Source organism: Sharpea porci, from assembly GCF_009695655.1.
In the GTDB taxonomy this organism is placed as follows: Bacteria; Bacillota_I; Bacilli_A; order Erysipelotrichales; family Coprobacillaceae; genus Sharpea; species Sharpea porci.
The window spans coordinates 1-17,153 of the sequence record NZ_VUNM01000036.1 but is presented as its reverse complement, the minus strand read 5'-3'; the positions used below and the strand labels follow the sequence as shown (position 1 = coordinate 17,153).

At 37.9% G+C, this 17,153-nt stretch carries 17 protein-coding genes; 15 read left to right on the top strand and 2 right to left on the bottom strand.

Annotated elements, in window-relative coordinates; translation table 11 throughout:
• The first annotated feature begins 193 nt into the window (after nucleotides 1-193).
• From FYJ79_RS11150 to FYJ79_RS11110, 9 genes are all read left to right on the top strand, one after another.
• Complete coding sequence (locus FYJ79_RS11150; protein WP_154518358.1) at nucleotides 194-655, top strand: MarR family winged helix-turn-helix transcriptional regulator; 462 nt, start codon at nucleotides 194-196, stop codon at nucleotides 653-655.
• Entirely contained in the window at nucleotides 643-3,009 is a 2,367-nt protein-coding gene (locus FYJ79_RS11145; protein WP_154518355.1) for an ATP-binding cassette domain-containing protein, read from the top strand. The genes FYJ79_RS11150 and FYJ79_RS11145 overlap by 13 nt, the downstream gene beginning before the upstream one ends.
• Nucleotides 3,002-4,834, top strand: coding sequence for an ABC transporter ATP-binding protein (locus FYJ79_RS11140; RefSeq protein ID WP_154518351.1), 1,833 nt, complete (start codon nucleotides 3,002-3,004; stop codon nucleotides 4,832-4,834). The genes FYJ79_RS11145 and FYJ79_RS11140 overlap by 8 nt, the downstream gene beginning before the upstream one ends.
• A 47-nt stretch (nucleotides 4,835-4,881) precedes the next feature.
• Nucleotides 4,882-5,373 carry a GNAT family N-acetyltransferase gene (locus tag FYJ79_RS11135; RefSeq protein WP_154518348.1) on the top strand — a complete coding sequence of 164 codons (492 nt, stop codon included), beginning with the start codon at nucleotides 4,882-4,884 and terminating at the stop codon, nucleotides 5,371-5,373.
• Nucleotides 5,374-5,399: 26 nt separating this feature from the next.
• Nucleotides 5,400-5,945: an SOS response-associated peptidase gene (locus tag FYJ79_RS11130; RefSeq protein WP_154518345.1), complete on the top strand. Its 546-nt coding sequence runs from the start codon at nucleotides 5,400-5,402 to the stop codon at nucleotides 5,943-5,945.
• Nucleotides 5,946-5,947: 2 nt separating this feature from the next.
• On the top strand, nucleotides 5,948-6,445 hold the full coding sequence (locus tag FYJ79_RS11125; RefSeq protein WP_154518342.1) for an HD domain-containing protein: 498 nt from the start codon (nucleotides 5,948-5,950) through the stop codon (nucleotides 6,443-6,445).
• Between the two features lie 10 nt (nucleotides 6,446-6,455).
• Complete coding sequence (locus FYJ79_RS11120; protein ID WP_195837083.1) at nucleotides 6,456-7,877, top strand: ROK family protein; 1,422 nt, start codon at nucleotides 6,456-6,458, stop codon at nucleotides 7,875-7,877.
• Between the two features lie 11 nt (nucleotides 7,878-7,888).
• Nucleotides 7,889-9,175, top strand: coding sequence for an amidohydrolase family protein (locus tag FYJ79_RS11115; RefSeq protein WP_154518336.1), 1,287 nt, complete (start codon nucleotides 7,889-7,891; stop codon nucleotides 9,173-9,175).
• A gap of 233 nt (nucleotides 9,176-9,408) precedes the next feature.
• Entirely contained in the window at nucleotides 9,409-9,561 is a 153-nt protein-coding gene (locus tag FYJ79_RS11110; protein ID WP_154518333.1) for a hypothetical protein, read from the top strand.
• A gap of 62 nt (nucleotides 9,562-9,623) precedes the next feature.
• On the opposite strand, the gene FYJ79_RS11105 is transcribed toward FYJ79_RS11110, so the two are convergent.
• Together FYJ79_RS11105 and FYJ79_RS11100 are read right to left on the bottom strand one after the other, a co-directional pair.
• Entirely contained in the window at nucleotides 9,624-10,586 is a 963-nt protein-coding gene (locus FYJ79_RS11105; protein ID WP_154518330.1) for a hypothetical protein, read from the bottom strand.
• Between the two features lie 2 nt (nucleotides 10,587-10,588).
• Nucleotides 10,589-11,557 carry a peptidylprolyl isomerase gene (locus FYJ79_RS11100; protein WP_154518327.1) on the bottom strand — a complete coding sequence of 323 codons (969 nt, stop codon included), beginning with the start codon at nucleotides 11,555-11,557 and terminating at the stop codon, nucleotides 10,589-10,591.
• A gap of 156 nt (nucleotides 11,558-11,713) precedes the next feature.
• Here FYJ79_RS11100 and sufC point away from each other — a divergent pair, with 156 nt between their 5' ends.
• The 6 genes from sufC to FYJ79_RS11070 are packed head-to-tail and all read left to right on the top strand — an operon-like array spanning nucleotide 11,714 to nucleotide 17,005.
• Nucleotides 11,714-12,502, top strand: coding sequence for a Fe-S cluster assembly ATPase SufC (gene sufC / locus FYJ79_RS11095; protein WP_154518324.1), 789 nt, complete (start codon nucleotides 11,714-11,716; stop codon nucleotides 12,500-12,502).
• A 2-nt stretch (nucleotides 12,503-12,504) separates the two neighbouring features.
• Nucleotides 12,505-13,401 (top strand): SufB/SufD family protein, encoded by an 897-nt coding sequence (locus tag FYJ79_RS11090; protein ID WP_154518321.1) that lies wholly within the window; start codon nucleotides 12,505-12,507, stop codon nucleotides 13,399-13,401.
• A gap of 1 nt (nucleotide 13,402) precedes the next feature.
• Nucleotides 13,403-14,635 (top strand): aminotransferase class V-fold PLP-dependent enzyme, encoded by a 1,233-nt coding sequence (locus tag FYJ79_RS11085; protein ID WP_154518318.1) that lies wholly within the window; start codon nucleotides 13,403-13,405, stop codon nucleotides 14,633-14,635.
• Nucleotides 14,619-15,068 (top strand): Fe-S cluster assembly sulfur transfer protein SufU, encoded by a 450-nt coding sequence (gene sufU / locus FYJ79_RS11080; protein WP_154518315.1) that lies wholly within the window; start codon nucleotides 14,619-14,621, stop codon nucleotides 15,066-15,068. The genes FYJ79_RS11085 and sufU overlap by 17 nt, the downstream gene beginning before the upstream one ends.
• Nucleotides 15,061-16,473, top strand: coding sequence for a Fe-S cluster assembly protein SufB (sufB, locus tag FYJ79_RS11075; RefSeq protein WP_154518311.1), 1,413 nt, complete (start codon nucleotides 15,061-15,063; stop codon nucleotides 16,471-16,473). The genes sufU and sufB overlap by 8 nt, the downstream gene beginning before the upstream one ends.
• Nucleotides 16,466-17,005 (top strand): 5-formyltetrahydrofolate cyclo-ligase, encoded by a 540-nt coding sequence (locus tag FYJ79_RS11070; protein ID WP_154518308.1) that lies wholly within the window; start codon nucleotides 16,466-16,468, stop codon nucleotides 17,003-17,005. The genes sufB and FYJ79_RS11070 overlap by 8 nt, the downstream gene beginning before the upstream one ends.
• Nucleotides 17,006-17,153: the final 148 nt, after the last annotated feature.

The following is a 17,153-nucleotide window of genomic DNA, read 5'->3' as shown; positions in this document are numbered from 1 at the left end:
TTGAGGGATAGCGAGCGTCAAGAGCGGTAGCTTGAACGAAGTGAAAGCAAGCGCCTTTAGACGCGAGCAGGTATTACAGGCTTATAGCCGCAGTTCAAACCACGCCTTTTAGGCGTGGTTTTGATTTTGCTTGACAATACTTAGCACACTAACTATAATACTTAGCGTACTAAGTAAATAAGGAGGAGGAAGCATGGAAAAATACGACTCTAAACAAATCAATGATGTATTTGCTTATTTTAGACGAATCAGTCTTGCTTATCGCAATACGGCAAGTCGTCAATTAAATGATATGCATATGACTCATGAGCAGTGTGCTTTGCTTTATCTTATTGATCATAGTGATATGACTCAGAAAGAAATTGCTCAAAAGCTCAAAATAAGTGAAGCAACTCTTTCAGGTCGTGTAAAGCGTCTTGAAAAGATGCACTATATTGAACGTGTTCAAGATGAAAACGATAAACGTAAATATGATCTCTTTATCACATCAGAAGGCAAGAAGGCTCTTGATGAAGCGAAAGCTATTGTCGACAGGTTATCAAGGCAGTGCTTTGAAGGCTTTGATGACCAGGATTTTGCAGTAATGATATCACTGTTTCAACGTGTCTATAAAAATCTCGAATCATTGAAAGGAGAAGAAAAATGTACCGATTAAGAAAGTATTTTAAGAAATACTGGGCTTTATTCCTGATTGCCATTGTCATGATTCTTGGTCAGGCAGCCAGTGAATTAGCTCTTCCAGACTATATGAGTAACATTGTCTCTAATGGTATTCAGGCTGGTGGTTTTAAGGATGCTGTCAGTGATGTCCTCACAACCGATACTTACAATCACATTCTCTTATTCGCTAATAAGAAAGAACGTGCAGTCATTAAAAAGAGCTATCGTTATACAAAACAAGAAAAACTTGATCAAGATATCAAAAAGACTTTCCCTAAAGCCAAGGATATCTATGTTTTAAAAGATGATAGCGATCATGATGCACTTAATAAAGCGATGCTTAAAAGCATGCTGATTGTTTCATCAATAGAGAATATGGATAAAAACTCAGAAAGCTATAAGAAGCTGATGGGACAATTAACATCAAGTGTATCTTCATTCAAACAACAATATGAACAAGCTTATACAAGCTATCAGGCAAGCCAGAACAGTCTTCCTGAAGCCACACGCCAAGAAAGCGAAGCCAAGCTTAAGGCCATGAATGCACAGCTTCAATTGATGGAAGAAAAAGTAAAAGAAGGAGATGTCTTCTATTTCATTCAAAACATGCCTGAGGAAAATCGACAGAAGATGTTTGATAACATCGATAAACAAATGAAAACAATGGGTAACAGTACAATGAATATTGCCGGAGGAAATGCGGTCAAGAGTGAATATAAACGCTTAGGCGCTAATACGGATCATATTCAGAATGCCTATATTTTAAAAGCGGGCTTGAAAATGCTTGCAATTGCCTTACTTGGGGCTGTTGCTTCTATTGCCGCGGCCTTCTTTGCCTCAAAGACAGGTGCAGCTATTGCACGTGATCTTCGCTTGGATTTTTTCAAGAAGGTGGAAAGCTTCTCCACACATGAAATGAACCAGTTTTCAACAGCTTCCCTGATTACTCGCTCGACAAATGATATCACTCAGATTCAACAGGTTGTTGTCATGTTTATTCGTCTTGTCTGCTTTGCCCCAGTCTTAGGACTAGGAGCTTTTGTCAGAGCTATGCAACAATCCAAGTCAATGACAGGTGTCATTGGGCTTGTCTTGATTGTCATTTTAGGTGTCTTAGGGGTGACATTTAGTATTGCACTTCCTAAATTCAAGATTATTCAGTCATTAATTGATAAACTTAATCTCTCTATGCGTGAGAACTTATCCGGTGTCCTTGTCATTCGTGCCTTTGGCAATGAGAAAGAAGCCGAAAGACGTTTTGATATTTCTAATACGGATTTAACGAAAGTGAATTTATTTGTCAATAGAGTGATGATTAGTTTGATGCCAATAATGACATTTATCATGAATGCTGTCACTCTTGCCATTGTCTATGTGGGGGCTAAGCAAATTGATTTAGGACATATTCAGATTGGTCAGATGATGGCTTTCTTGCAATATGGCATGATGATTATTATGGGCTTCTTGATGATTGCAATGATTGCTATTATGCTACCTCGTGCCTCAATCTCTGCTAAACGTATTGCTGATGTGTTAGAAACAGAGAATAGTATTGTTGAACCAGCTCATCCAGAAGCTTTCCCACAAGATCAACGTGGCCTTGTCACATTTGATCATGTCAGCTTTGCTTATCCTGGTTCAGAAGAAAATGTTTTAAGTGATATTAGCTTTACGGCTAAGCCTGGACAAACAACAGCTTTTATTGGTTCAACGGGTTCAGGTAAGTCAACACTTATTAATCTTGTTCCTCGTTTCTATGATGCAACCAGTGGTCATGTCTATGTGGATGGTGTTGATGTCCGTAATGCCAATATTCATGAGTTGAGAAATAAGCTTGGTATTGTCCCACAAAAAGCGAACCTCTTTAGCGGAAATGTGCGCACTACTTTACAATATGGTGCAGCCAATGCGAGTGATGAAGATCTTGAGCGTGCATTAGAAATCTCACAGTCTAAGGAATTTGTCGATAAGCTACCAGGTGGCTTAGATCACGAGATTGCAGCAGGAGGGACTAATGTCTCTGGTGGTCAGCGTCAGCGTCTTGCCATTGCCAGAGCACTGGCCAAGAACCCAGAAATCCTCATCTTTGATGATTCCTTCTCTGCGCTTGATTTCAAGACAGATGCCAAACTAAGAAAAGAACTTAATGAAATGTGTCAGAAAGAACATAACACCGTCTTGCTTGTCGGTCAGCGTATTGCTTCCATCATGCATGCCGATCAGATTATTGTTCTTGATGAAGGCCGTATGGTGGGCAAGGGTACACATGATGAACTGATGAAAACATGTGATGTTTATCAGCAGATTGCCTACTCACAATTATCAAAGGAGGAATTAGAAAATGAGTAAAACAAGAAATCATCCTGGTCGTCCTTCTATGGGTAATGGTGAAAAAGCCAAGGATTTTAAAGGGACGATGGGGAAACTTATTCGTTATTTGAAACCTTACTATCTCAAACTCATCCTTGTCATGATCTTTGCGGTAGGATCAACAATCTTTTCCATTGTTGGTCCTAAAATTCTTGCCAAAGCAACCGATAAGCTATCTCAGGGGATCATGGCGAAGGTCAGAAATGTCGGGGGTATTGATTTTAGCTATATTATTCATATCCTGCTCATTCTTTTAGTCCTCTATCTTGTAAGTGCCTTATTTAATTATATTCAAGGCTGGATTACCAGTGGAATCTCTCAAAAAGTCGCTTATGATTTTAGAAAAGATATTTCTGAAAAGATGAACCGTTTACCTCTTTCTTATTTCGATCACCACAGTAATGGAGATATTCTTTCAAGAGTTACGAATGATGTTGATATGATTGCCCAATCTCTTAACCAGTCCATGAGTCAGATGATTACCTCAACAGTATCAGTCATTGGGATTCTTATCATGATGCTTTCTATTAGCTGGCAGATGACTATTATTGCTGTCGTTGTACTTCCTGTTACATTAACAGTGGCAAGCTTTATTATGAAGCGTTCACAAAAATTCTTTAAGATGCAACAGGATGCATTGGGGGATGTAGATGGTCATATTGAAGAAGTCTATGGTGGACATGAAGTAGTCAAAGCATTTAATGGTGAAGAAAAAGCTATTGATACATTTGATCAATATAATGATAAGCTCTATGAATCAGCCTGGAAGTCACAGTTCTTTGGCTCATTGATGATGCCAGTGGCAAGCCTGATTGGTAATATTGGTTATGTTGCTGTATGTATTGTTGGGGGTTATCTGGCTAGTGGGAAGATGATTACGATTGGTGATATTCAGGCCTTCATCCAGTATGTTCGTCAGTTCAACCAGCCAATTACTCAGATGGCTCAGATTGTTAATATGTTGCAGTCAACAGCCGCTGCAAGTGAACGTGTCTTTGAGTTCTTAGAAGCAAAAGAAATTGATGATGAAAAGGCAATTGTCAGTCGTGATGAAATTGATCAAATGAAGGGTGCTGTCACATTTGATCATGTCAAGTTTGGCTACAATCCTGACAAGATCATTATTCATGACTTCAATCTTCATGTTCATGCCGGACAGAAGATTGCCATCGTTGGACCTACTGGAGCTGGTAAGACAACGATTATTAAATTATTGATGCGTTTCTATGAATTGAATAACGGTTCTATTCTTATTGATGGTAAGGATATAAAGGATATGAAACGTAGCGATTTGCGTTCTATGTTTGGTATGGTCTTGCAGGATACTTGGCTTTTCAATGGCAGTGTGAAGGAAAACTTGAAATATGGCAAACTAGATGCCACTGATGAAGAAGTTGAAGCAGCTATCAAGAATGCCCGTGTGGACCACTTTATTCATACATTGCCCGAAGGACTTGATACAGTCATCAATGAAGAATCTTCCAATATCTCAGCTGGCCAGAAGCAGTTGTTGACAATTGCGCGTGCTTTCTTAAAAGATCCAAAGATTCTTATTCTTGATGAAGCAACATCTTCTGTAGATACCCGTACGGAAGTGATGATTCAGCAGGGGATGGATGCTTTAATGGAAGGGAGAACATCTTTCGTTATTGCCCATCGTCTTTCAACAATTCGTGATGCCAATACGATTATTGTTATGCGTGATGGTGATATTGTTGAAGTTGGTAACCATCAGTCATTGCTTGATAAAGGTGGATTCTATGCTTCACTCTACAAGTCACAGTTTGAAGGCGCCCAAATTTAATGAGACATCCCATTTTCTAATGGGATGTTTTTTGTTAGAATAGGTTTATGATAAAGATAGAACAAGCAAAAACAGAAGATCTAAAAGATATTGCTATAATAGAATCTATATGCTTCCCGCAAGCAGAAGCATGTGGATATGAAGAATTTGTGAAGCGTTATGAAGTCTTTGGGGAGAATTTTCTTGTCGCGAGAAAGGATGATCAAATCGTTGGTTTTATCAATGGCAATGAAACAAGTCAGCGCTATCTCCCTGATTGCTTCTACAGTGATGCTTCATTGCATGATTCCAAAGGCATTTATATGACTGTCTTTGGGATTGATGTATTACCCACATACCAGCATCGAGGGATTGCAAGCATGCTGATGCATGCCTATATTGATCTTGCGAAAGAGAAAGGAAAGCAGGGTATTATTCTCACTTGTAAAGATCGCTTGTTGCCATTTTATGAGAAGTTTGGTTATCAGAAATTACAAGATTCTGCTAGTACACATGGTGGGGCAAAGTGGAATGATATGTTTTTAGAAATTGATGTGTAGAGTGGGAATTGAGGCTAGGGATAAATATGTGTGGACGTTATTTTATTGATCGTAATATCATTGATAAACTGCTTGAAGATATGTATGATGCTAGAATAAAGCCAGGCGATATCCATCCTGGTGATTTTGGAATCATTGCTTCAACAAAGGGCTATGAAGTTATGCAATGGGGTAAGCCTATTGCCCAGAAACTTGTATTTAATGCCCGAAGTGAAAGTGTATGTACAAAGCCTTTCTTTCAGGATGATTTTATTAATCGACGTTGTATTATCTTTGCCCGCAGTTTCTATGAATGGAATAAAGAAAAAAAGCAATATCGCTTTCACTATCCTAAAAATGGCATCATGTTAATGGGTGGGCTTTATGATAGTACAGGACATTATGTCATCATCACCAAGCCAGCCAATGCTTCCATGATTGCTATTCATGACCGCATGCCATTCTTGCTTGCTCCAGGTGTGATGAAGGATTATCTTTTTGATGAAGAAAAAGCGAAAGCGTTATTAATACAAAAACAGCCACCTTTAGTAAATGAGGCTATGGATGGCCAATTATCATTATTTGAGGTGTAGATATGAATAGAGAAAATAGTGTTAAAAGAAAAATGATAGCCTTTGATCATGGTGATCCCAAAAGAATTCAGCACTTTCTTAAAGTCGCCAGTTTCGCTAATATGATTGCCATTGAAGAAAGTCTTGATGACGAAATTGTGGAACGTGTGACTCTTGCCGGGTATGTACATGATATTGGCATTATTGTTGCAGAAAGCCAGGGCTTAAAGAATACCCCTAAGCGCCAGGAAGAATTTGGCCCTCAACCAGCTATGGAACTTTTAAAGTCAGCTGGCTATGATGATGCATTATGTCAGCGTATTGGCTTTATCGTTGGTCATCATCATACGCTAAGTCAGGTGGATGATATAGATTTTCAGATTCTTGTTGAAGCTGATTATCTAGTCAATGCCTTTGAAGATGGTGATGACAAAGAAAAAATCAAAAATGCCCGTGATCATTTCTTTAAGACGTCAGCAGGAATAAAAATCATTAATGAAATGTTTGACTTAGAGAGGTAATATCATGTTCATGGATGAATTTTTAAGGGAAGTCTATGTGGCAATCTTTGCAAAGTGGATGCAACTACAAGATCATGGCGATATTAAAGTTATGCAAGACAAAGTTGGGGAAAATAACGCCCTTAATTTTGATGCAGCTGGTGCTAAAGGCCAGGTCGTTTTTCATCAAGATAATGCCATTATAGAATTCTCAATTACTAATAAAAAGAATCAGAATATCGAATTCTATCTTCATTTTCAAATGCAGACACTGAAGCATGCCGTCGGCATTTATTATGAGTTTATGGATATCATGCATCATGTAGATGATCATAAAACAGTGAGAGTTCTCTTGTCATGCTCTTCAGGACTGACAACAAGCTTCTTTGCCCAGGAACTCAACAAAGGTGTACAGACATTAAATCTTGATTATGAATTCTCAGCTGTGGCCTATAATGAATTAGCTGATACTGGGATGGATTATGACATGATTCTGCTAGCCCCACAAATTGGCTATCAGTTAGCTCGTGTGCGCTCGATTTTCCATCGTATTCCCGTTCTCACTTTGCCTTCAGCCATCTTTGCGAAATATGATGTTGGATCTACAATAGATCTCATTAAAGAAACGCTTACTCAAGGTAAACCGGAGAAAAAGGAAGAAGCATTACCAACATTATCCATTGATTATGATAAAAAGATTCTTGCAATTGGGATATTAAAGAATTATCGTCATACCCATATCCATTATCGTGTTTATCAGAATGCTGAAGTTCTATTAAATGGCGAAAGAATCCATGATCAACTCGATTTACGTGATCTCAATGATATTATTGACTATGTCTTATTAGAACATCCTGATATTCATTATGTCGGTATTGCTGCTCCGGGTATTATTCATTATGGCTTTATGACCAATGAAACTGAAGGATTTAATTATACGGATGTTGCGGGATATCTAAAAAATAAACATCCTGAATTAGGCTTTTCACTCGATAATGATGTCAATGCGGTAGCTGCTGGCCTTAATGTGCTTCAAGATGATTGTGACTCGGTAAGTTTCTATTTCTTGCCTAGGGGACATAATCGTGGTGGCGCAGGGACAATCTTCCACGACCGTGTGATCAAAGGCTATATGAATATTGCCGGTGAAATGCAATACTTGCCTTTGGCCTATAGTGATCAACCAACGCAACTTGCCCGTTATGAAGAAGGCGCGAAGGAAGTTGTAGCTAAGAATCTTGTTGCTTTAATTGCTACAATTGGACCACAATTATTGACATATTATTGTTCCAATGTACCTAGTGTTGATGAACTTGTGGAAGAAATGGAAAAATATATACCTAAGAAGTATATCCCGCCTGTAAGAAAGATTGAAAATCTCAAAGAGTTTATTCTTTTTGGCGAGATGATTATGTGTATCAATCGTATAAGAGATTGTAAAGAAAATATGTAAGGGGTGATATCATGAAATATGCTTTTATAAATGGTCATATCTTGGATGGCAGTGAAGATATGGAAGTCATCTCCCATAAAGTCATTCTCACCAACAAAGACAAAATTGAATCCATCACCGATGAAAGCACATCACGTGCAGGTTATCAGGAAGTTGATTTACAAGGGGCATTTATTATGCCTGGCTTAATCAATATGCATGTCCATCTTCCAGGTAGTGGCAAACCTAAAAGAAAACAAAGAGATAGTGCGAAGGCAGCTCATATGGCAACAAGCAATAAGCTCTTTCGCCATATGTCGATGAAAATGTGTGAAAACTATGCACGCACAGAATTGATGAGCGGTGTAACAACAATCAGAACGGTTGGTGGTCTTTTAGATTATGATACCAATATCAGAGACCGCATTAATAGTGGAGAACTTGTGGGACCACGTATTATTGCTGGCAATCAGGCTATCACTGTTGAAGGTGGTCATATGGCTGGCTCTGTTGCCCGTATTGTTGGCAATGAAAAAGAAGCACGCCAGGCTGTTGATGACCTTGTTGAACAGCATGTTGATTTTATTAAGCTGATGATTACTGGCGGAGTTATGGATGCGACCGAAAAGGGTGGTGCAGGAGCTTTGAAAATGCCCCCTGAAATCATTAAGGCGGCTTGTGATGAGGCACATCGTAATAACTTGATTGTCGCTGCCCATGTGGAATCAAGCGAAGGTGTTCGTGTAGCCTTAGAGAATGGTGTGGATTCCATTGAACATGGGGCAACATGTGATGAAGAAATCATTGATCTTTTTAAAGAACATCATGCCTTTCTAACAACAACCATTTCACCAGCACTTCCTTTTGCCTTATTTGATCGTAAGATTTCTCATTGTAATGAAATCCAGCAATATAATGGCAAATTGGTCTTTGATGGCATTATTGACAATGCGAAAAAGGCACTGGCAAATGATATTCCTGTGGCCCTTGGAACAGATACAGCTTGTCCCTATGTGACACATTATGATATGTGGCGTGAACTGATCTATTTTGTCAAGTACTGTGGCGTTTCTCCGCGCTATGCCCTCTATAGTGCAACATTAGGGAATGCGAAATTATTGAATGTCGGCAAGATCACAGGCTCTATAACAGCTGGTAAATATGCTGATATGATTGTTACAAAGATTAACCCTCTAGATGACCTGACAACCCTAAGTAATGTGACCCATGTTATTATGCGTGGCAAGCTCTATAAGCCTGATCATATTAAGAAATATGCAGAGGTTGAACGTCAGCTTGATCCTTTCTGTAAACTTTAGTGACGAGTTTGAGCACTTTACATGCTCGACTCGTTTTTTAGAAAGAAAGAGGAAAGTTGGAGAGAATAAGAAATATACTAAGAAAAGGAGAAAATATGTGCGATCGACCATTCTTTGAAGACTAAGAAAGTATTGTTGCTTTGCCTATGAAAGGAGAAATGGAATTCTATATCTGTAAATTTAGATCAGTAGATGCATTTCTTGACTGGGCAATAACAGTGGAGGATATAGATATGCCCTGCTTAATGTTCAGCGCTAAAGAACAGATGCTAGAAGCATATGAAAGTAACGATCTCGCGATGGTGGCGTTTGCCGACGAGGATATGTTGCAGGACTTTATTGACAAGATGGAAGATAATAGCGCAAAGGTCATTACCATCTATTAAGAAAAAGCATTCTTTAAAAATATAATGAAGCCCATAAGAAAAGACCATGTATGATCATGGTCTTAATCTTTGATATAGGATTTTGAGATTTCCTTAATGGCTTTTTTCATCTTGTTGTCATAGACAGTGAAATGATATTTATTTAAATAGTAAGCGTTGATATCTGTCTTGACTTTATCAAGCTTATAAAGAGCTGAAACAATATCATCCTTATGGGCGGCACGATCCGTGTTATAAACATAAACAACAGCATAAGCACCAGTTGAAAGCTTAACCGCACTGCCATAGACACCATCTTTTTTCATCTTATAGAAAGCACTTGCCTTCTTGACAAGGTTGCTGTCAGCTGATGACTTTGTCGAAAGAATACCAACATCATTGCTTGTGCTAGAAGCCTCAGCAAGTTTCTTATAGTCATCTTCACTCTTGATGGACTGAATGGCTTTTAAGACCTGAGATTCTTTTTCATAAGTGAAGTATTTGACATAGCTGACTTTATATTTATTAATGGCTGTTGTGAACTTAGAAGTGAGATACTTCTTAACAAGAGCATTCTGTTTAGCGTTAGGTGTAAGTGTAGCTTTTCTGAAGGCTTCTTCAGAACTGTAGCCAACTGATTTTGCATAGTCTTTCACCGAACCCATATAATTCTTATATTGATCTTCGAGTGCTTTTGTCTCCGTCTCAATACTTGTCTTATCAGCTTTTGTTGTGAGTTCTTTGTTGGCAATTTTAGTCAAGGCCTGACTGACAATTTCACTTGCGCCACTACCGTCCATTAAATATTCATAATAGCCTTGCTTGCTGACTGTCGCATCACCAGTAATCAGATCTTTTGATCCATCCGTTACCTTAGAAACATAATCCGCTTCCTTTGTATTTTTTACATAGTAGTAACCACCAATACAGCCTGCTGCAAGGATAATGGCTAGAACAAGACCAGCAATGGCTTTTTTATTGATTGGCTTTTTTGTCTTTTTAACAGGAACCTTATGGACCTGTCTGAATTCTTTATTTTCGTCCATAATTATTTCCTTTCCTCAGCTCTACTCTTAAGATTTTCATTAATAACTTTATTGATTGCTTCTTTTGTCGCTTTATCTTTGTAAGTGATCTTATATGTCTTGAAGGCTTCATAAACCATATAATTATCATAGGTAATGAGTGGTGAATTGGCATCCACATTCTTTAATTCCTTCTTGATTTTTTCTTTATCTGTTGAAGAACAGTAAAGGAAATAATAACCATTTGTTCCCTTAATGGCTTCACTTGTCTGTCCCGCAGTTAAAGTCAGGGCAGTACTAGCGACATCACTGCCATATGTATCTGATAAAGAATTTGTTGTATCAACAATACCAAGACTGCCTTTGGCATTCTTTGTATCACTGTCATCAGAATAACTCTTGGCAATATCACCAAAGTTCTTGCCACTCTTCAATAAGTCCTTCACTTCCTGTAACTTATCATTTTCCGTATTTGTAGGTGCATCGACTGATGCCATAGAAACCTTGATAATGGAAATATAACGTGGTGTTGCCATCTTATAGTAATCATCAAAGACCGCATTGAAATGCTTTTTCACATAATTCTTCATCATTTCAGCATACTGTAGAGAATAAACAACCTTCTTACGATAATCAGCAATACTTGAATAGCCAGAAGACTTTAAGTCTTTTTCGAGCTGCTTTTCATATTCGCTTTCACTATATTGTGATTTATAGCTTTGTTTAATGGAATCCACCATGCTATCCGCATTTTCTTCCATTGCCTTGGTTGCAGGATATTTGCTTTTAAGAAGCTGATCTAGGGTATAATTGAATAGCTGTGTACGTCCTGATGATGTTGATGTTAAGCTTGAATAAACATTATCAGCATAAACATTATCGCCATCTAAGGATGCTATAACACTCTTATTATTGACAGTTTTGCCAGCACTGCAGCCAGACAAAAGCATCATGCCTGTAATTGTAAGACATGTTAGTCTTTTTATGTTCATACTAACCTCCTTAAGTAACAATCTTATTATACATACATTTCCCTTTTTTTCAATCCAAGCTCAAAAATCACACTCTTTCACATGAAAGATTTCTTATTATATTATTTGAGTTAGTCATATCTTTATTATAAAATGGGTGAACGAGGTGGTAGAAATATGTCAGTATTAAAAATTAACAATCTCCATGTCAGTGTTGATGACAAAGAGATTTTAAAAGGTATAACTTTAGAATTTAAAACAGGCGAAACTCATGCCTTAATGGGACCAAATGGTAATGGTAAATCAACATTACTCTCAACAATCATGGGCCATCCTAGTTATCAAGTAACTCAGGGTTCGATTACACTTGATGGTGAAGATTTACTTGCCATGAGCGTTGATGAAAGAAGCCGTAAAGGTATTTTCCTTGGTATGCAGTATCCAGAAGCTATTCCTGGGGTCACAAATAGTGATTTTTTGAAAGCTGCAATTAATGCAAGAAGAGATGAACCGGTGCGTTTATTTGATTTTATGAATAATCTTGATCAGGCTATTAGTGAACTGAAGATGAATGAGGATTTAGCTCATCGTTATTTAAATGAAGGATTCTCAGGTGGAGAGAAGAAGCGTAATGAAATTCTGCAAATGGAATTGTTGAAACCAAGCTTTGCCTTACTTGATGAAATTGATTCAGGGCTGGATGTTGATGCATTAAGAATTGTTGCTGATGCAGTCAACAAGATGAAAGAAGAAAATGATATGGGCTTAGTAATGGTATCTCACTATGAAAAGCTTTATCAGCTCGTAAAGCCTAGTCATGTTCATGTTCTTGTTGATGGTGAGATTAAAGCTGAAGGTGGCTATGAACTTGTTGAAAAGATCAATAATGAAGGCTATGAATGGCTTGTTGGCAAGCAGGATAATAGTGATTTAATTGAAAAGCTCTTTGGCTTTGGAGGCAAGTAGTGATGGGAGAAAATCGTTATTTTTATTCTCATCATGTGTTCTTAGAAGATGGTCAAAGCAAGGATGTTGTCTTACCAGAAGGTGTGCATTTAGACGGGACAACATTATCCTTTGATGAGGGCAAATATGATCTTCATGTTGTCATAGAACTTCATCATGATGGTGCATTGCATTATCATTTTGCCAACAATACAACAGTTAATCTTGTTGAAACAAGAAAACTTGCTGATAACGTGAAATTCACAAGAACATTTAAGGTTGATGAGAATGCTAATGTTAATATCTTTAATGAAAATGATTCTGTGAACCATGAGGCTATTCATTTTGATGACCAGGGTGTTGTAGGAAGTGATTCTTCATTCCATTTAGGTTATGCAGAGCTTTCTGATGGCTCATTAGATGCTAGCTATCATTTCATTTTAGCAGGACCAAATGCCAATATGAAATTACGTATGGCTGCGTTAAGTAAGCTTGAAGAGAAGAAGCATTATACAGTTAATATCGAACATCATGCGCCTTATACATATGGCATTATGGATAATTATGGTGTTGCTAAGGATGCTGGTAGCATGATCATTGATGGTATTGGTACAATAAAGAAGGGCATGCATAAGAGTGAAAGCCATCAGACAAACAAAATTATGGTCTTTGATGAAGCTTCTCGTGCAAGTGCCAATCCTTATCTTTATATTGATGACTATGATGTACAGGCATCCCATGCTGCTGGGGTTGGACGTATGGATGAAAACCATCTTTATTATCTTCAAAGCAGAGGGCTTACAAAGCGCCAGGCTATGCAGCTCATCACTTATGGCTATTTAAAGCCAGTTATTGATGTTGTTGATAATCCTATGATTAAAGAACGTTTCGAAAAAGTCTTAGGAAAGGTTGGTGCCTAGTATGTATGATGTTTATAAAGTAAGAGAAGATTTCCCAATGCTTAAAAACAAAGTCAAGATGCATGGGGCTCCACTCGTCTATCTTGACAGCAATGCAACAACACTTAAGCCTCAATGCGTCATTGATGCTGTTGTTGATTATTTATCGAACTATTCTGCTAATGCAGAAAGAGGGGATTATGATCTTTCCCATGATGTCGATATGCATTTTGAAGGAGCAAGAGAAACATTGCGCCAATTCATCAATGCGAAAGAAAAGGATGAACTGATCTTTACATCAGGCTCGACAGATGGCTTAAATATGGTAGCCTATGGCTATGGTCTAACGCATTTAAAAGCTGGTGATGAAATCTTGCTTTCCTATGCTGAACATGCATCTAACACATTACCATGGTTTGATGTTGCCAAACAAACAGGTGCTATCATCAAATATATTCCTATTGATGAAACAGGTCATATTACTTTAGATGCTGTCAAAGCGACAGTTACTGAACATACAAAAATCATTTCCCTAGCTATTATGACCAATGTTCTTGGCTTTGAAGTTCCGATTGGAGAAATTGCCCATTATGCCCATACAAAAGGCATTGTTGTTGTGGCAGATGGAGCACAATCCGTTCCCCATATGGTGACAGATGTGCAGAAAGATGATGTTGATTTCTTAGCTTTTAGCGGTCATAAGATGCTAGGACCTACAGGTATTGGTGTTCTCTATGGCAAACGTGCTTTACTTGAAGAAATGCACCCTGTTCGTTCCGGAGGAGGAAGCAATGCTCGCTATAATAAGGAAGGCGAAGTAACACTCAAGGAAATCCCTTATCGTTTCGAAGCTGGAACACCAAATATTGAAGGTGCGGTTGGCTTAGGTGCAGCCGCAAAATATCTCATGAATCTTGGCATGGAGAATGTCGTTGCTCATGAAGAAGCTATGCGTAAGTATGCGATTGAACGTCTTGAAGAGCTTGATAATGTTGATGTCTACAATAAAGATGCAGAAGGAGCAATCGCTATGAATATCAAGGATGTCTTCTCACAGGATGCTGCTTCTCTCTTTAATACATATGGCATTGCTGTTAGAGCTGGAGAACACTGTGCAAAGATTCTTGATAACTATCTTGGCGTGAATTCTACTGTTCGTGCATCATTCTATGTCTATACGACAAAAGAAGATATTGATGCCTTTATTGAAGTATGTAAGAAAGGAGATGACTTCTTAGATGCATTCTTTAGATAACCCACTCGTTATGCGAGAAATCATTATGGATCATTACAAGAATCCTAGAAATCATGGCATTGTTAATGATGATTCATATATGAAAACAAATATGAATTCTTCAACATGTATCGATAATATCGATATCGAAGCAAAATTTAATGGTGATATTATTGAAGATGTGCGTTTTGATGGCGAAGCATGTGCCATCTCAACAGCTTCAACTTCCATTATGACTGAGCTTGTCAAAGGTAAAAGCAAGGAAGAAGCCCGTAAAATTATTGAAAATTACAAGGATATGATTTATGAAAAAGATTATGATCCTTCTCTAATACAAGAAGCCTATGTCTTTAAGAATACTTATAAGCAAGCCAATCGTATTAAATGTGCAACAATAGGCTGGAATGGGCTTGAACGATTAATTGATGAAAGTGAGGGGAAGAAGAATGGATAAGAACTTTGATGATATTCCTCTTACTGGTGGTGATCATGCAGCTGATTTCATTGAACCTGATAAAGCTGTCTTTAGTACACCTAAAGGACTTAATGCGGATATTGTAAGAGAAATATCTGCAATTAAGAAAGAACCAGAATGGATGCTGGAATATCGTTTAAAATCATTAAAAGAATTTGAATCAAGACCATTACCAACATGGGGTGTTGATTTAAGTGATATTGACTTCTCAGATTTCACTTATTATAAGCGTCCTGCTGATAATCAGACGAATGACTGGGAAGAGGTACCAGATGAAATCAAAGATACCTTTGATCGACTTGGTATTCCTGATGCTGAAAGAAAATATCTTTCTGGTGTCTCAACACAATATGAATCAGAAGTTGTTTATCATAATATGCTTGAAGAAGTAAAAGAGAAGGGTGTTATTTTCTTGGATATTGATAGTGGCTTAAGAGAATATCCGGAAATCTTCAAGAAGTATTTTGATACAGTCATTCCTTATAATGACAACAAGTTCTCAGCCCTCAATGGGGCAGTATGGTCTGGTGGATCATTTATCTATGTCCCTAAAGGTGTTCATCTTGAAAAGCCATTACAGGCTTATTTCCGTATTAACTCATCAGCTATGGCACAGTTTGAAAGAACATTGATTATTGTTGATGATTACGCTGATATTACCTATGTAGAAGGCTGTACAGCACCAAGCTATTCAAAGGATAGCTTACATGCTGGAGTTGTTGAGATTGTTGTTGGTAAGCATGCACATTGCCGTTATACAACAATCCAGAACTGGTCAAAGAATGTCTTGAACCTCGTCACTCAGCGTGCTCGCGTAGATGAAGGTGGCTTTATGGAATGGGTTGATGGCAATATCGGTAGCCGTATTACGATGAAGTATCCTTGTTGCATTTTAGCTGGCGAAGGAGCTAAGGGCAACGTTATTACGATTGCAGTTGCGGATAAAACACAGATTATTGACTCTGGCGCCAAAATGATTCATTTAGCACCTAATACAAGCAGTCAGATTATTTCTAAGTCTATCTCTAAAAATGGGGGTAAAGCGAATTTTAGAGACTTGGTAACACATGGACCTAAGGCGACAGGAGCCAAGAGTAAGATTGAATGTGATACACTCATTCTTGATCCTTTGTCAACATCCGATACCATTCCTACAAACAAGATGCTCAACAACGATTCAACAATAGAACATGAAGCCACAGTCTCTAAAGTCTCTGAAGACCAGCTCTTCTATTTAATGAGCAGAGGACTTACAAAAGCACAGGCTACAGAAATGATTGTCATGGGCTTTATTGAACCATTCTCAAGAGAACTTCCAATGGAATATGCAGTTGAATTAAATCAGCTGATTAAATTTGATATGAGTGATAAAGCCATTGGATAAGAAACAATTACGCAAGGCCATGATTCAAAAGAGACTAGCTCTCGATGAAGAAAGCTATCAGCATTATTGCTTGCAGATTCAAAAACAACTAGAATCATTAAAAGCATTTCAAGAAGCACAATCGGTAGCATTTTATATGAGCTATCGCCATGAAGTTGATACAAGAGCTTTGATGGCTAAATATTTTGGCAAGAAAGAGATTTTTGTCCCTAAATGTGTTGGTGATGATCTTGTCTTCTACAAGATTGACTCTTTTGATGATGTGGCTAAGGGGTATTTTGGGGTTGATGAACCTATTACAGATATCACAAGAAATATCAATGCTATTGATTTTGTGGTTGTTCCACTCTTGATGTTTGATGATCAACGTAATCGTGTTGGTTATGGACGTGGTTTTTATGATCGAGCGCTCAAGAACTATCCCCATACAACGTGTGGGATGGCCTTTAGCTTTCAGCATGTTGAGAATACTGAACCACATCGTTTTGATATTCCATTGGATATGATTATTACTGACGAGAAGATCTATTAGGTCTTCTCGTTTTTTTCGTGATGTCAAGCGAATTTGAAAATGTCCTGAATATTTTTAATTATGAGCACCATATAAATGAGCTTTGATTGAAGAAGAATATAACTTCCAGCTGTTCTGTCTCCAAGGATGGTTTACTGGCGGTATATAC